General features: G+C 46.4%; 18 protein-coding genes and 1 riboswitch. Of the genes, 16 read left to right on the top strand and 2 right to left on the bottom strand.

Annotation, left to right across the window (positions count from 1 at the left end; translation table 11 throughout):
• The first annotated feature begins 2 nt into the window (after window positions 1-2).
• The 7 genes from M1E06_RS09200 (at window position 3) to M1E06_RS09230 (ending at window position 7,105) form a co-directional block, all read left to right on the top strand.
• Entirely contained in the window at window positions 3-2,192 is a 2,190-nt protein-coding gene (locus M1E06_RS09200; RefSeq protein WP_216904407.1) for an RNA ligase, read from the top strand.
• 266 nt (window positions 2,193-2,458) lie between these two features.
• The gene (locus M1E06_RS09205) at window positions 2,459-2,803 is read left to right on the top strand and encodes a hypothetical protein (protein ID WP_020452015.1); all 345 of its coding nucleotides are present in this window, start codon (window positions 2,459-2,461) and stop codon (window positions 2,801-2,803) included.
• 101 nt (window positions 2,804-2,904) lie between these two features.
• Window positions 2,905-3,055: riboswitch (FMN riboswitch) on the top strand.
• Window positions 3,056-3,164: 109 nt separating this feature from the next.
• Window positions 3,165-4,253: a bifunctional diaminohydroxyphosphoribosylaminopyrimidine deaminase/5-amino-6-(5-phosphoribosylamino)uracil reductase RibD gene (gene ribD, locus M1E06_RS09210; RefSeq protein WP_035338486.1), complete on the top strand. Its 1,089-nt coding sequence runs from the start codon at window positions 3,165-3,167 to the stop codon at window positions 4,251-4,253.
• 11 nt (window positions 4,254-4,264) lie between these two features.
• On the top strand, window positions 4,265-4,912 hold the full coding sequence (ribE, locus tag M1E06_RS09215; RefSeq protein WP_023857491.1) for a riboflavin synthase: 648 nt from the start codon (window positions 4,265-4,267) through the stop codon (window positions 4,910-4,912).
• Window positions 4,913-4,933: 21 nt separating this feature from the next.
• Window positions 4,934-6,130 carry a bifunctional 3,4-dihydroxy-2-butanone-4-phosphate synthase/GTP cyclohydrolase II gene (locus M1E06_RS09220; RefSeq protein WP_020452012.1) on the top strand — a complete coding sequence of 399 codons (1,197 nt, stop codon included), beginning with the start codon at window positions 4,934-4,936 and terminating at the stop codon, window positions 6,128-6,130.
• Between the two features lie 34 nt (window positions 6,131-6,164).
• Complete coding sequence (gene ribH, locus M1E06_RS09225; protein WP_003183115.1) at window positions 6,165-6,629, top strand: 6,7-dimethyl-8-ribityllumazine synthase; 465 nt, start codon at window positions 6,165-6,167, stop codon at window positions 6,627-6,629.
• A gap of 101 nt (window positions 6,630-6,730) precedes the next feature.
• Complete coding sequence (locus tag M1E06_RS09230) at window positions 6,731-7,105, top strand: GNAT family N-acetyltransferase (protein WP_020452011.1); 375 nt, start codon at window positions 6,731-6,733, stop codon at window positions 7,103-7,105.
• Window positions 7,106-7,115: 10 nt separating this feature from the next.
• Here the strand turns inward: M1E06_RS09230 and M1E06_RS09235 are convergent, their stop codons facing one another.
• Window positions 7,116-7,637 carry a DUF309 domain-containing protein gene (locus M1E06_RS09235; protein ID WP_026579357.1) on the bottom strand — a complete coding sequence of 174 codons (522 nt, stop codon included), beginning with the start codon at window positions 7,635-7,637 and terminating at the stop codon, window positions 7,116-7,118.
• Between the two features lie 119 nt (window positions 7,638-7,756).
• Window positions 7,757-7,852: a YjcZ family sporulation protein gene (locus M1E06_RS09240; RefSeq protein ID WP_003183108.1), complete on the bottom strand. Its 96-nt coding sequence runs from the start codon at window positions 7,850-7,852 to the stop codon at window positions 7,757-7,759.
• Between the two features lie 182 nt (window positions 7,853-8,034).
• Between M1E06_RS09240 and M1E06_RS09245 the strand changes: the two genes are divergently transcribed.
• The 9 genes from M1E06_RS09245 (at window position 8,035) to resB (ending at window position 15,558) form a co-directional block, all read left to right on the top strand.
• Window positions 8,035-8,790 (top strand): segregation/condensation protein A, encoded by a 756-nt coding sequence (locus tag M1E06_RS09245; protein WP_023857489.1) that lies wholly within the window; start codon window positions 8,035-8,037, stop codon window positions 8,788-8,790.
• The gene (gene scpB, locus M1E06_RS09250; RefSeq protein ID WP_023857488.1) at window positions 8,780-9,373 is read left to right on the top strand and encodes an SMC-Scp complex subunit ScpB; all 594 of its coding nucleotides are present in this window, start codon (window positions 8,780-8,782) and stop codon (window positions 9,371-9,373) included. The genes M1E06_RS09245 and scpB overlap by 11 nt, the downstream gene beginning before the upstream one ends.
• A 114-nt stretch (window positions 9,374-9,487) precedes the next feature.
• The gene (locus M1E06_RS09255) at window positions 9,488-9,979 is read left to right on the top strand and encodes a YpuI family protein (RefSeq protein ID WP_023857487.1); all 492 of its coding nucleotides are present in this window, start codon (window positions 9,488-9,490) and stop codon (window positions 9,977-9,979) included.
• A 153-nt stretch (window positions 9,980-10,132) separates the two neighbouring features.
• A complete protein-coding gene (locus tag M1E06_RS09260) occupies window positions 10,133-11,287 on the top strand; it encodes a D-alanyl-D-alanine carboxypeptidase family protein (protein ID WP_035338495.1) in 1,155 nt (384 codons plus the stop codon).
• Window positions 11,275-11,862 carry a nucleoside recognition domain-containing protein gene (locus tag M1E06_RS09265; RefSeq protein WP_020452005.1) on the top strand — a complete coding sequence of 196 codons (588 nt, stop codon included), beginning with the start codon at window positions 11,275-11,277 and terminating at the stop codon, window positions 11,860-11,862. The genes M1E06_RS09260 and M1E06_RS09265 overlap by 13 nt, the downstream gene beginning before the upstream one ends.
• Before the next feature lie 4 nt (window positions 11,863-11,866).
• Complete coding sequence (locus M1E06_RS09270) at window positions 11,867-12,403, top strand: spore maturation protein (RefSeq protein WP_023857485.1); 537 nt, start codon at window positions 11,867-11,869, stop codon at window positions 12,401-12,403.
• A 159-nt stretch (window positions 12,404-12,562) separates the two neighbouring features.
• On the top strand, window positions 12,563-13,297 hold the full coding sequence (gene rluB, locus M1E06_RS09275) for a 23S rRNA pseudouridine(2605) synthase RluB (RefSeq protein ID WP_020452003.1): 735 nt from the start codon (window positions 12,563-12,565) through the stop codon (window positions 13,295-13,297).
• Between the two features lie 84 nt (window positions 13,298-13,381).
• Window positions 13,382-13,918, top strand: a complete 537-nt coding sequence (resA, locus tag M1E06_RS09280) for a thiol-disulfide oxidoreductase ResA (protein WP_023857484.1) — start codon at window positions 13,382-13,384, stop codon at window positions 13,916-13,918.
• Window positions 13,918-15,558: a cytochrome c biogenesis protein ResB gene (gene resB, locus M1E06_RS09285; protein WP_023857483.1), complete on the top strand. Its 1,641-nt coding sequence runs from the start codon at window positions 13,918-13,920 to the stop codon at window positions 15,556-15,558. Before resA ends, resB begins: the two co-directional genes overlap by 1 nt.
• Window positions 15,559-15,562: the final 4 nt, after the last annotated feature.

Consider the following 15,562-nt stretch of genomic DNA (forward strand, 5'->3'; position numbering starts at 1 on the left):
TAATGAGGACTTTGGTACTGCTTAGAGGCTGCCCTGGCACCGGAAAATCAACCTGGATCAGGGATCATCAATTGAATCAATATACACTGTCTGCTGATCAGCTGAGGCTGATCCATCAGTCACCCGTGTTAAATTTGGAAGGGAAATACGACATTTCTCAAAAAAATGACGGAAAAGTATGGAAGCTTTTGTTCACTCTCCTTGAAGAAAGGATGGAAAGGGGGGAATTCACCGTTGTTGATGCCACACATGCGAAACCAAGCATGATTTCAAGCTATAAAGCTCTCGTTTTAAAGTATCGCTACAGAGCGTATGTGGTTGATTTTTCCGATATTCCGCTTGAGACCGCTCTGTTGAGAAACCGGGAGAGGGCTGAGCATAAGCGGGTGCCCGACAGCGTGGTTCACGCCATGCACGAGCGGATTTTAACCGAACCGGCGCCTTCCTGGACAACGGTCATCAAGCCGGAAGAATTTGACGATGTGATGCAGTATAAGCCGAGGCGGCTCGACAGTTATGAAAAAATACATGTGATCGGGGATGTGCACGGCTGTTTTACGGTGCTGGATTCTTATTTGAAAGGCAGACTCGAAGATGACGAGTTATATATTTTTACAGGTGACATGCTTGATAGAGGAATAGAAAACGCAAAAGTCGTTCAATTCCTGCTCAGTATCAAAGATCGTAAAAATGTGATTTTGCTCGAAGGAAATCATGATAAATATTTGAAGCAATACGGGCATGATGAAGAAACAAGAAGCAGTGTATTCAACAAGAAGACAAAACCGGAATTAGACAAAGCAGGCTTTGACAAAAAAGATATCAGGGAACTGGCCAGGCGCTTCCACCAAATTGTCTACTTCACGTATGGAGAAGATACTTACATCATCACGCACGGAGGTATTTCCGCGCTTCCTGACAACCTTCTGCTTACAGCTACCAGCCAGCTGATCAACGGTGTCGGCGGATATGAGACAGATATCGACCATGTCTTTACGAAAAATATGGAAGGGCGGAACATCATTCAAATCCACGGGCACAGAAACATGTTCCGGCTTCCAGTGCATGCAGCCGCAAAATCATATAACCTGGAAGGGCAGGTGGAGCACGGCGGGCATTTAAGGGTTGTCACCATCGATCGGTCTGGCATTCAAACACATGAGATAAAAAATGATGTGTTTAAAACGTCCGCTCCTTCGCTTGATTCTCATCACGAACACGAGGAGCTGACAGTCGACCATTTTCTAAAGCATTTGGACGAACACGATTATGTATCTGAGCAAAAATTAGCCGGAGGCATTTCCTCTTTTAACTTTACGAGGAAGGCTTTTCAGGAGAGAAAATGGGACAGCGTCAGCATGAAGGCAAGAGGGCTGTTTATCAACAGAAACACCAAGGAAATCGTCAGCAGAAGCTACAACAAATTTTTCAACATCGATGAACGCCTGACGACGAAAATGCATGTTCTCGTTAACACGCTGCGCTTTCCGGTCACTGTTTATGATAAGGCGAATGGATTTTTGGGAACGGTCGGCTACAATTCTGAAACCGATGAGCTCGTCTTCACCTCAAAATCTTATACATCGGCAAGCGGACAAAAAGACGGCCATGCGAAATGGGTGGAAGAGCTGTTTCACAAAACGTTTGACGCATCTCAGATTGAGGATATAAAAGAATATGTAAAAACACGCAATGTTTCGTTAGTGTTTGAAGTCGTGCTGCCAGAAAAAGATCCGCACATTATCGAGTACAAATCGGATAAGCTTGTCCTTCTCGACATTGTCAAAAGACAGATGAAATATGAAAAGCTGCCGTATGAAGATGTCCTCTGTTTTGCTGAGACATTTCGCGTAGAATGTAAGCAAAAAGTCATTTCTTTTGACCAGTGGACCGATTTTTATAAATGGTACCTGTCTGTGTCAAATGACCCGTCGATTGAAGAAGAAGGATATGTGATTGAAGACTCGGCAGGATTTATGACAAAATTAAAACTGCCTTTCTATCAATATTGGAAGTTCGTGCGCGGTATCAAGCACAGACTCGGCGCGGCTGCTGGTCGCTCGCCCCATCACGAGGCCCTGTTCCATTCCGAGCATGTGAAGTTTCTCGCCTGGGCCAAAACGAAAGACAGCGAGTATCTTAAAAATCAGTCCGTTATCACCATCCGAAACGACTTTTACAGCGAAACCTAAAGCGAAGAAAACAGAACAAACGGTCGGTTTCTTGGAACATAGTTATTTAGACTCAATTTTCAAGCTTGTTTTCACACACACCCCTAAACCAGAATGTACATTCGTAGGTTATAAGTAGTATTTCGTCTGAATATGAAACGATTTCCCTTCATTTTGCGTTATACTTAAAAACCACATATTTTCCGTCTGAATCGAACATGTTTTATTTCATCATTCACAGGAAATAAACATAGGATAGTTCAGAACGTGTTCTGGAGGTTTTGATCATGGGGAAAATAAGATTCAAGCTCACGGTTCTGCTCGTTTTGGCTGCCGTACTGGCCGGAGGCTTTTATTATTTAAAAAACGGAAGCGTTCAAGATGTCTCAACGGCGCTCAGCCAAACCGTCTCATCTGAGGAAAAGAACTATACCATTTATCAATATAAGATCACCAAAATTGACGGCACTGAATACCACGGGGTATCAGATAACGGAACGAAGATCATTTTCAATGCGAAAAATCTCAACCAGGATCTGTCCGACATTAAAGAAGGAGACAAAGTAAAGGCCTACTTCTCTAATGCCAACAGAATCGACGGATTAATCAAAGTCGTCAAGGTGGCAGATTAAAAACCCTCTGTTTCTCAGAGGGTTTTTTTGTGCAAGCAGTTTTCATTGCAATTTTAATATGCGGCCGCTATAATTACGCATAAGGACAAGTAAATATCGATTGTATCCTTCGGGGCTGGGTGAAAATCCCGACCGGCGGTAATAAAGCGAGAGACAGCTTTAGAGCCCGTGACCCGCTGTGCTTCGTGCAAAGCGGTGGATTCAGTGAGAAGCTGAAGCCGACAGTGAAAGTCTGGATGGGAGAAGGATGAAGAGACTATGTGAAAAATAATGATGATGCATAGTTTTATTTCTCATGCACAAAAACAACCCCCCGGATCGACATCCGGGGTTATTTTTTTGGAAGAAGGGAGGGAAATTCATGACAGATGCGCATTATATGAATCTTGCATTGGAGCTTGCGAAGCAGGGTGAAGGTCAGACAGGAGCCAATCCGCTTGTCGGAGCCGTTGTCGTCAAAGACGGTGAAGTGGTCGGAATGGGGGCTCATTTAAAATACGGCGAAGCGCATGCAGAAGTGCACGCCATTCAAATGGCAGGCCGCCATGCGGAAGGAGCCGTCATTTATGTGACGCTTGAACCGTGCAGCCATTACGGCAAAACGCCTCCTTGCGCGGAACTGATTATCCGTTCCGGTTTGAAGCGGGTAGTCGTGGCGGCCGAAGATCCGAATCCGCTCGTTTCCGGAAGAGGAATCGGGATGCTGAGAAGTGCCGGGATCGAGGTCGAAACAGGCGTTCTCAAAGAACAGGCGGAAGAGCTGAACGAAAAGTTCATGCATTTTATGCGGACAGGCCTTCCGTATGTGACATTAAAATCAGCTGCCAGCCTTGACGGCAAAACCGCTACCGCAACAGGCGACAGCAAATGGATTACTTCTGAAGAAGCGCGGATGGACGCTCACCAATACCGAAAAAACCACCAGAGTATTTTAGTGGGATCGGGCACAATAAAAGCAGACGACCCGAGTTTGACATGCCGTCTCCCCGGTGCAGTGAATCAGCCGGTGCGTGTCGTTCTCGATACGACGCTGTCAATCCCGCTTCAGTCAAAAGTCATTCAGGATAAAGCAGCGGCAACCTGGATTTACACGACGTCCAAGGCAGATCCCGAAAAGGTTCGGAACCTGGAAAAAGAAGGTGTACAGGTAACCGTGCTGGATGCGGATGAACTTCCGGTGCGCGACGTGCTTCTGCACCTTGCAGACCGAGGTATCGCTTCAGTCTTTGTCGAAGGTGGTGCGACGGTTCACGCAAGCTTCGTCAAAGAAGGACTCTATCAGCAAATGATCTTCTATCTTGCCCCTAAATTAATCGGAGGGCTGCAATCTCCCAGCATCCTCTCCGGTGAAGGCTTTCAATCGATGAAAGATGTCCCCTTACTGCATTTCACAACCATTACCAAAATCGGCCAGGATATAAAGCTGGCGGCAAAACCGATAAAAGAATAAGGCGGTGGCATATGTTTACAGGCATCATTGAAGAAGTCGGAATGATTTTGGACATGAAAAAGGCGGGAAGCGCCATGTCTTTAGTCATCCAATCCAACAAAGTGACCGAGGATGTGAAGCTTGGCGACAGCATTGCTGTCAACGGAGTCTGCCTGACCGTAAATGAGTTCGGTTCCGGCAGTTTCACGGCGGATGTCATGCTTGAAACCCTGAAAGCAACATCACTCGGCACATTAAAAAAAGGAAGCCGCGTCAATCTTGAACGGGCGATGGCGGCAAACGGCCGCTTCGGCGGGCATATGGTGTCGGGGCATGTCGACGGCACCGCGTCTATCGTGCGCATAGAAAAAGCGGCTAACGCCGTATACTATGATTTAAAACTTGACCCTTCACTGGCCAAAATGCTTGTGTTAAAAGGTTCGATCGCCGTAGACGGCGTCAGCCTCACCATTTTTGGACTGACGGAAGATCAAGTAACAGTCTCGCTTATCCCGCACACATTGGATGAAACGATTTTTTCGGAAAAAAAGCCCGGAAGCATCGTCAACATCGAGTGCGATATGATCGGCAAATACATTTACCGGTTTCTCCACCAAGCAAAACAAGACAAACAGGCAAAGCCATTGACTGAATCGTTTTTTAAAGAAAACGGGTTTTAAATGAAAGGAGGCCGCGCGCCTATGTTTCACACAATTGAAGAAGCGATACGCGATTTGAAGCAAGGAAAAGTCATCATCGTGGTCGATGACGAGGACAGGGAAAACGAAGGCGATTTCGTTGCGCTGGCAGAATACGCAACACCTGAAGTGATCAACTTTATGGCTTCGCACGGAAGGGGTTTGATCTGCGCGCCGCTTAATGAAGAGATCGCTTCACGGCTCGACCTCCATCCGATGGTGGACGAAAATACCGATTCTCATCACACGGCATTTACGGTCAGTGTGGATCACCGCGATACAAAGACGGGGATCAGCGCTCAAGAGCGGTCGTTGACCGTCATGTCGCTGATTGATGATCACGCGCTTCCGGGCGATTTTAAAAGACCGGGGCACATTTTCCCCTTGATTGCGAAAACAGGCGGCGTTTTAAAAAGAGCCGGACATACGGAGGCGGCCGTTGACCTTGCGGAGGCGTGCGGTTCCGCGCCGGCCGGCGTCATCTGCGAAATCATGAATGAAGACGGCACGATGGCAAGGGTGCCTGAACTCAAAAAAATAGCCGACCAGCACGACTTGAAAATGATTACGATTAAAGATTTGATCGAATACCGCTACAGCAAGGGAACGCTGATCAACCGAGAAGTGAAGATTACGCTGCCTTCCGAATTCGGCACATTCAAGGTTTACGGCTATACAAACGAAATCGATGACAAGGAACATATAGCACTCGTCAAAGGCGATATACCTTTCGGAGACGAGCCTGTCCTTGTCCGCGTACACTCAGAATGCCTGACGGGCGATGTTTTCGGCTCTTACCGCTGCGACTGCGGCCCGCAGCTTGCTGCCGCACTCGCGCAAATCGAACAAGCGGGCCGGGGCGTGCTCCTTTATTTGAGACAGGAAGGAAGAGGAATCGGCTTAATCAATAAACTGAAAGCTTATAAACTGCAGGAAGAAGGATATGACACCGTGCAGGCTAATGAAAAGCTCGGTTTTCTCCCAGATCTTCGCAACTACGGGATCGGCGCCCAAATTTTAAGAGACCTCGGCGTGAAACAAATGAAGCTGCTGACGAACAATCCGCGAAAGATTGCCGGTCTCGAAGGCTACGGACTGACGATCGCAGACAGGGTGCCGCTGCAGATGGAGACAAAAAAAGACAATGAAAAGTACTTAAAAACGAAAAAATCAAAATTGGGGCATATGCTTCATTTTTAAACTAAAATCAATCACAAAAAAGGACGGGATTCATATGAATAAAATAGAAGGTCATGTAATTGGAACAGATTTGAAAATTGGGATCGTTGTGTCAAGGTTCAACGATTTTATTACAAGCAAACTTCTAAGCGGTGCAGAAGATACGCTGTTGAGACATGGGGTCAAAGCTGATGATATTGATGTCGCCTGGGTTCCCGGCGCATTCGAGATTCCGCTGATCGCCAAAAAAATGGCTGAAACGAAAAAATACGACGCCGTGATTACACTGGGCACGGTCATTAGAGGAGCGACAAGCCACTATGACTATGTCTGCAATGAAGCGGCAAAGGGGATTGCGGCGAGCAGCATGTCAACAGGCGTTCCGGTGATCTTCGGCGTATTGACGACAGACACGATCGAGCAGGCGGTAGAACGCGCCGGAACAAAAGCCGGAAATAAAGGTGCAGAAGCTGCCGCGGCAGCGATTGAAATGGCGAACCTGACCCGGTCGCTTCAATAATTACCGAAAAAGAGTTTAAAAAGGTTATAAAAATGTTTATAATGTGATGTGAAGCGACTAGCCTTCGTTAGATCCACATTTTGATATATTGAGGGGTATTTATGTTAATTCGTTATAAAAAGTCATTCGAAAAGATTGCGATGGGGCTCCTTTCGTTTATGCCGAATGAGAAGGACGTCAAGCAGCTTCAGCAGACAATTAAAGACTATGAAACGGACACTGAAAGGCAGCTGTTCCTATGGAAAGAAGGCGAGGATATTGTCGGCTGTGTAGGAGTAGAGAAAAGAGAAGAAGAAGTCGAGATCAAGCATATCAGTGTAAACCCGTCTCACCGTCATCAAGGAATCGGCAAAAAAATGGTGTCGGCCATTTCGCAAATGTTTGCACCTAAACCGCTGGTTCCGAATGAATTAACTAAAGGATTCTTTGAGCGCTGTCAGGATCACGAAAATGAAGACATCACATATAACCAATGAGCAGAGGCTTCTAGCCTCTGCTCTTTTTTCGCCGTTCGATTTGTTTTTTCCTCTCGGCAACCACTTCAGTCCGGTCTCTCAGCAGGTGTTTATCAATGATGAAGGCGTCGGGTGGATCGTTTGCTCCCCACTCATACGACTTTTTTTCACATTGTTTCCGGCATGCTTTGATCAAAGATTCATCTGTGATCGGAAGCATGATGCTTTCATAAGGAGAATGGGCTTTGATTTTTTGGTAAGTCTTCCTTAACAGCTTGATGAAGCGGCTGTAATCTAATCCGAGCGATTCGACTGCGTCTTTTTCGGACACCAGGATGCGGATGCTGTTCGCCATTAATCTCTCTGCACCGGCAAAATTGTTTCTCCGCTGATGATAGAGTGCGACTGCCAGCTGAATCAATCCAACCCAGTATGATTTCCGCTCGCCGGGATTGTCCTTTTTCCAATGGTCTTCTAAAATTTCGTGGCATTCAAAATAATCCCTTGACCCGTGGAATTCGGCCAGGTAATCGATATAAGCTTGGGGATACATCTGACATCCTCCTTTAAGTTTCCGTTAAAGTGTATCATAAGAACGGAACGGAGGAAAAACGGAGATATATCCAGGCTATGAAAAAAGCGCCCGGGTAACGGACGCTTCTCATTTTTATGTTAATAGATCCATGCCGCTCCTACAATAATCAACAAAATAAACAGAACGACAATCAAAGCAAATCCTCCGCCGTAGCCGAAGCCTTTACCTCCCATGTTGTTCCCTCCTCAGGTTTAAGATTTTACACAGTATTCTATGCAGCATACGCTCAAATCGTATAGGCGAATGCCAAAGCTTCTTAAATTATATTGGACTTCATGCAGACGCGTAATTTATACTAAAGGGTAGCCAGTTTTAGCCGGCTTAGAAGCGATTTTGAAAATGGTGAGAAATGAACATGGAATATCAGGTGAAAATCGAGGCGTTTGAAGGGCCGCTGGATCTGCTGCTGCACTTAATCAACCGCCTTGAAATAGACATTTATGACATACCTGTTGCGAAGATAACCGAGCAGTATTTATTATATGTGCATACGATGCGCGAACTTGAGCTCGACGTGGCCAGTGAATATTTGGTGATGGCTGCGACCCTTCTCAGCATTAAAAGCCGAATGCTCCTTCCAAAGCAGGAAGAGGAGTTGTTTGACGAAGAGTTTCTCGAGGAGGAAGAGGACCCGAGAGAAGAATTGATTGAAAAATTAATAGAGTACAGAAAATACAAAAGTGCCGCGCAAAATTTGAAGGAGCGCGAGGAAGAGCGGCAAAAAGCATTCGCGAAGCCGCCGAGCGATTTAAGCGACTATGCCAAGGAAATCAAACTCAGCGAGCAAAAGCTGTCCGTCACCGTTTACGACATGCTCGGGGCGTTTCAAAAGGTGTTAAACCGTAAAAAAATCAGCCGGCCGTCTGAAACTAGAATTTCAAGACAGGAAATACCGATAGAAGAACGAATGACGCAAATCGTCGATTGTTTGAAATCGTCCCGTCAAAGGATGCATTTTATGGAACTGTTCCCATACGAACAGAAAGAGCATCTCGTTGTGACGTTTTTGGCGATTTTGGAGCTGATGAAAAACCAGCTGATCATCATTGAGCAGGAACACAACTTTTCAGACATTTACATAACAGGGAGTGAAGCGATTCATGACGCTTGATATCGTGAATTGGAAAGCCATTGTCGAAGCGCTTTTGTATGCCGCCGGCGACGAGGGCCTGACAAAAAAACAGCTATTATCCGTTTTGGAGATCGATGAAGCCGAGCTTCAGGATATTATGCTCGATGTCAAAGAAACCTATGAAAAAGAAGACAGGGGCATCGAGCTTGTCGAGTACGCGGATACGTACATGCTTTCGACCAAAAAAGAATTCGCCGTCTATTTGAAAAAGCTGATTGAAGCCCCTTCAAAAGGGCTTTCTCAGGCTGCCCTCGAAGTTTTGGCCATCGTCTCATATAAGCAGCCGATTACGAGAGCGGAAGTCGAGGAGATCAGAGGGGTCAAATCTGAACGGATTCTCCAGAGCCTTGTCGCAAAAGCGCTGTTGTGCGAAGTAGGCCGGGCGGACGGACCGGGCAGGGCAATCTTGTACGGTACAACCGAAACATTTCTTGAACAATTCGGCTTAAAAACGCTTGAAGAGCTTCCGCCGCTGCCCGAAAATGTAGAAGAAGACGGGGTTCAGGAAGAAGCCGATCTGTTCTTTGAGAACTTTAACCAGACGTTCGAAGATTTAAAATAGACTCACCTTAAGGACCGAAGTATGATAATATATATTATCGTATTTTTTATGTTTAATTTCATGCATGAAAGAATACGATTGTAACAAAGCGATGAGGAGAGGGTGCCGACACCAATGGGAAAATCTATGGCAAGAGCCCAAACCGAGCAGGCAGGCGAATTTTTAGCACAGACCGTTCAGACGCTGAGCGATTATTTAAACGAAACGACGCTCTCATCCCTTGAAGCCGAAGAGCCCGGGAGCAGAGATTATTATCGCGATGTCCTCAGCAACTTGAGAAAACTGGCGGTTTACTGTGAAGAAGGGCTTCTGGCTTGCCGAATCAGGCTGAAGCAGGTTCCTTTTCAGGACGCTGCCGCCGAAAGGACGCTCTATCAGATCTATCATCGATGCATAGAAGAATTTTTTACACCGAAAAAAGATACTTGGTACGAAGACAGCAGAGCGGCCTACACGGGAAAAAACGCCATTTGCTTTCACGAACCAGCGCCGGCCTCATTAAAAAATTTGATGGCTTCGCTTGAAACAGAATATCAATCGATGAGAGAAGAATTGGAATACTATGCGACTGACTATCGGATGAAGATGGTTCAGCCGAGATCATAGCTTAAATGAACCGTGTGCCGGAACTCCCCCTTTCATGAAAGGGGGAGTTTTAATGTTGCTTGAGATTTTTCTCGGGGAATCATCCAATTGGTGTTCATAACGGAAAGACAAGCGCATAAACTTGTACAAACAACCACAAGGACGTGAGAAAAAATGCGCTTTTTTCTAAAACAGGCTGCAGCAGCCATCATCATATGCTCTCTTTTATGCTCTTCATACCAAATCGCTGAAGCACAGCCTTCCCTTCATGTCAGCGCAAGAAGTGCGATTGTCATGGACGGGCAATCCGGACGGGTATTGTTTGCGAAGGATGAGCATGAAAAACGGCGCATTGCAAGCATTACGAAGATTATGACAGCCATTTTGGCCGTGGAATCGGGCAAATTGGATGAGACAGTCACGGTCAGCGACAGGGCGGTCAAAACGGAGGGATCATCAATCTATTTGACAAGCGGGCAAAAGGTGAAGCTCAAGGACCTTGTTTACGGTTTGATGCTGAGATCGGGAAATGACGCAGCCGTTGCGATTGCTGAGCATGTGGGCGGAAGCCTGGAAGGGTTTGTCTACATGATGAATCAAAAAGCGGCCGACCTTGGCATGGAAAACACCCTGTTCCGCAATCCGCACGGACTCGATGATCACCCTGACCACTATTCCTCGGCCTATGATATGGCGCTTTTGACGAAATATGCGATGACAAACGAAACGTACCAAAAAATCGCCGGAACGAAGAGCTATAAGGCAGAAACGATGCAAGGCATCTGGAGAAATAAAAACAAGCTTTTAACAGGGCTTTACGAATACAGTACAGGCGGGAAGACGGGATATACCAAGCTGGCGAAGCGCACGCTCGTCTCCACTTCATCGAAAGACGGAACCGATTTGATCGCCGTCACCATCAATGCCCCTGACGACTGGAATGATCATATGAACATGTTCAACTATGTATACGGCCACTACAAAACATATATCATCGCCAAAAAAGGCGAGGTTCCGAAATTAAAAGACTCTTTTTACGGGAATAAAGCTTTTATTAAACGGGATGTCACATATTTGTTAAACGAAGATGAAAAAGAAGACGTGAAGGTTGACATCGAGCTTCTTAAACCGAAAAAATCGTGGCGTAAAAACAAAAAAGAAATCCCGGACATCATCGGGGAAATGAACGTCATGTTCAACGGAAAAACGATTGCAAGTGTACCGATCTATTATGAAAACGAACGCAACAAAAAGCCGAAAAAATCGTTTTTCGAGACCTTTCAATCCGTATTCCAAAAAGCGGCAGGCGGTTCATCATGGTCAATATAATCTGGGTCGGCTTAACGGTGATCGGTCTGGTGTTTGCGCTTTTCAACGGAACGGTTCAGGAAGTCAATGAGGCCGTATTTAAAGGTTCGAAGGAAGCTGTCACGATTTCGATCGGCCTGATGAGCGTCCTTGTTTTTTGGCTGGGGCTGATGAAAATCGCCGAACAATCCGGGCTTCTCGAAAAATTCAGCAGGTTGTGCCGGCCGTTCATTTCAAAGCTGTTTCCCGAGATCCCTCCGGATCATCCGGCGATGGGGTATATTTTATCCAATTTAATGGCCAACTTTTTCGGGTTGGGCAATGCGGCGACACCGCTCGGCATTAAAGCAATGGAACAGATGAAGGCGCTCAACCGGAACCGCAGGGAAGCGAGCCGCTCAATGATCACCTTTCTGGCGGTCAATACGTCAAGCATTACCTTGATTCCGACGACCGTCATCGCGGTCAGGATGACATATGATGCAAAGGCGCCGACAGACATCGTCGGGCCGACCATTTTGGCGACTTTAATATCGGGAATCTTTGCGATCTTCATCGACCGATACTTTTATTATAGAAGAAAAAAGAAGGGGTGAGCATTTGGAATTCATCAATTGGCTTTCTCTGGCCCTTATCCCGTTTATCATCGCCACGATTCTGCTGTATGGTACATTCAAAAAAGTCCCGACTTATGAAGCGTTTGTTGAGGGAGGGAAGGAAGGAATCCAAATTGCGTTTTCCATTATCCCTTATTTGGTCGGTATGCTTGTAGCGATCACCGTTTTCCGTGCTTCAGGGGCGCTCGATTTTTTTATGAATCTTTTAAAGCCGGTATTTTCCGCCGTGGGAATTCCGACGGAAGTGGTTCCGCTGGCTCTGATCCGGCCGATTTCGGGAACGGCGGCGCTCGGCATGACGACCGATTTAATCGCAGTTTACGGACCCGATTCGTTCATCGGCCGGCTGGCCTCTGTCATGCAGGGATCGACAGACACGACGCTGTATGTTTTAACTGTCTATTTCGGCGCGGTCGGAATCAAGAAAATGGGGGATGCTTTAAAAGTGGGACTGCTTGCTGATTTAGCGGGGATTATCGCGTCTGTGATTATTGTAACATTGCTGTTTGGAAGCGCCTGATCAACAGGCGCTTTTTTGCTTTTCTAGCCAAAACTGTTTTACTTTTGACGTGAGAAAGGATACATTTAAGGGCGGAGTGCTTCTTTCCTAAGGAAGAAGGCGCCCGCAAACTTGTTTGTTGGTCTGGAAAAAAGTAAGATAATACATGAGGTGAAAGATATGGAACGACTTCAAAAAGTAATCGCCCACGCCGGTATTGCATCAAGGCGAAAGGCGGAGGAACTTATAAAAGAAGGGAAAGTCACGGTCAACGGCAAAACCGTCAGAGAGCTCGGCGTTAAAGTATCAAGCTCAGACCGGATCGAGGTAAACGGCGTCCAGCTTGAAAGCGAAGAACCCGTTTATTTTCTCCTGTATAAACCGAGAGGGGTTATATCAGCGGTTAAAGACGATAAAGGCCGGAAAGTTGTGACCGACTTTTTCACAGAGGTGGAGGAGCGGATTTATCCGATCGGAAGGCTTGATTATGATACAAGCGGCCTCTTATTGTTAACGAATGACGGGGACTTCGCCAATAAATTGATGCACCCGAAATACGAAATTAATAAAACGTATGTGGCAAAGCTGAAAGGCATTCCTTTAAAGGAGAATTTAAAAAAACTTGAGCGGGGCGTACGCCTTGAGGAAGGAAAGACAGCTCCGGCAAAAGTGAAGCTTTTGTCACTCGATAAGAAAAAGCAGACCAGCATCGTCCAAATCACAATCCATGAAGGGCGAAACCGTCAGGTCAGGAGAATGTTTGAAGCCATCGGACACGAAGTGCTCAAGCTGAAAAGGGAAGAGTACGCTTTTTTGAACCTGGCGGGCTTGAAAACCGGGGAAAAAAGAGAGCTCACGCCTCATGAAGTGAAAAGGCTCAGGGCATTGGCTGAACACGGTAAAGCGGCTTTCTAAATTTTCACACAACCTTCAAAAAAGGCAAATGGCAGGCAGTCATGAGATGATATAATGATACTGAATGTCTAAATGAGGGGGCGGATTATGAAAAAAAAGCGTTTTTACATTCGGACAGGCATCCTCCTTGTGCTGCTTGCAGCGCTTGGCTACACGCTGTACAGCGCCGTGTTTCAAAAGACGGAGAGTGTGGCGGTGGGGGAAAAAGCTCCCAATTTTTCGCTGGAGGATGTTGACGGCAACCGTCTCAAGCTGGACGATCTAAAAGGCAAAGGGGTATTTTTAAACTTTTGGGGAACATGGTGCGAACCATGCAAAAGAGAATTTCCTTACATGGCGAATCAATATAAAGTGTTTAAGGATCAAGGGGTTGAAATCGTCGCCGTCAATGTCGGCGAATCAAACCTTGCCGTCCGAAACTTTATGAAAGACTACGGCGTCAATTTTCCGGTTGTGCTTGATAAAGACAGGCAGGTTCTGAACGCATACGATGTCACACCGCTGCCGACCACGTTTTTGATCAATCCTGACGGAGAGATTGTCAAAGTCGTGTCTGGCACGATGACAGAACGAATGATCCATGATTATATGAATATGATCAAACCAGAGGGATCGTCATGATGAAAGAAATCAAATGCGAATGCGGCCATGTGAATCCGACGGGCACCGTTTTGTGTGAATCGTGCGGAAAGCCGCTCGTCAAACAGGATGCCAAACTCCTTGACATGCGGTATGACGGAAGTGCGAGACGCTCTCAAACATATAACAAAACAATCGTAGATAAAATATGGAATTTCTTTTCGTCTGTAAAGGTCGGCGTCTGGCTGATCGTCATTACGCTGACAGCATCTGCTTTTGGAACGATTTTCCCGCAGGAAATGTTCCTGCCGCCGGGTGCGCAGGCTGATACATACTACAGCGAACAATACGGGCTTCTCGGACAAATCTATTATACTCTCGGTTTCCACAATCTTTACGGTTCATGGTGGTTTATTGTTCTGGTTGCTTCAATCGGCATATCGCTTGTGATCTGCAGCCTTGACAGGGTCGTTCCTTTGTACAGGGCGCTGAAAAATCAGGGCGTCACGAGAAATCCGAACTTTATGGAGAGGCAGCGCCTTTTCAGCCGGACGGAAGCGGACATGTCTGAAGACACCAGATCACAAATCGTCGGTAAACTGAAGAAAAAACGATACCGAGTCAAAGAAGAAAACGGAAACCTGTTTGCGGAAAAAGGCCGTTTTTCAAGATGGGGCCCATATGTGAACCATATCGGGCTGATCATATTCCTCATCGGTGTCATGCTCAGATTTGTTCCGGGCATGTATGTCGACGAAACCCTTTGGATCAGGGAAGGGGAGACCGTGCCCATCCCGGGAACTGACGGCCATTACTACTTGAAAAACAACCGGTTTACAAAAGAAATGTACGACAGTGAAAAAGAAAAAGAAGTATTTTCAGAGGCGATTACTAAAGCAGGTGACGGTACTGTCGCAAAAACATATCAAACCGATGTTGAACTATATGAAAGAAAAAATGACAGTCTCCCGGGTGAAGCGCCTGAATTGAAGAAAGTGAAAAGCGGCAAGATCAGGGTCAATGACCCGCTGAAATTCGGTTCATATGCACTCTATCAGCTGACTTACAAGGAAGGCGAGCTCGACAAAATGGTCTTTCAGCTGATTGAAAAAGACAGCGGGAAATCTTTCGGCAAAGTGGCAATCAACCTCTTGGAGCCGAAGCCGGAATATGATCTTGGCAACGGTTACAAAGTTCATATTGCAAGCTACCTGCCGGACTTTTATTTTAACAAAGACGGGGAGCCGAGCACGAAAACGAGGAATCCGAACAATCCGGCTTTTGTATTCCAGATCACCGCCCCGGATAAGCCTAAAGGAGAAAAGAGTTTCGTTGCGATTCAGGAAACAATCGAAGGTTCTGACGACAATAAATACAAAATGAAGTTTGACCACGTCGAAACGAAAAATCTCTCAGGCCTCACCATTAGAAAAGATTTGACTTTGTGGGTGCTCATGGTCGGCGGCGCCATCTTTATGATCGGCGTCATCCAGGGGATGTACTGGCACCACAGAAGGATCTGGCTCAGAACGCTGGACGGGCATGTGCTCGTCGCCGGACATACGAATAAAAACTGGTACGGGCTGAAACAGGACTTGAAGGCCGTACTTGAGGATACGGGGATATCCGAACCGGCCGATCAAAAAGAACTGTCAAAGGAAAAAAATAAACGGCCAGCATAGGGAG

This window comes from Bacillus sp. AK124, assembly GCF_053903085.1.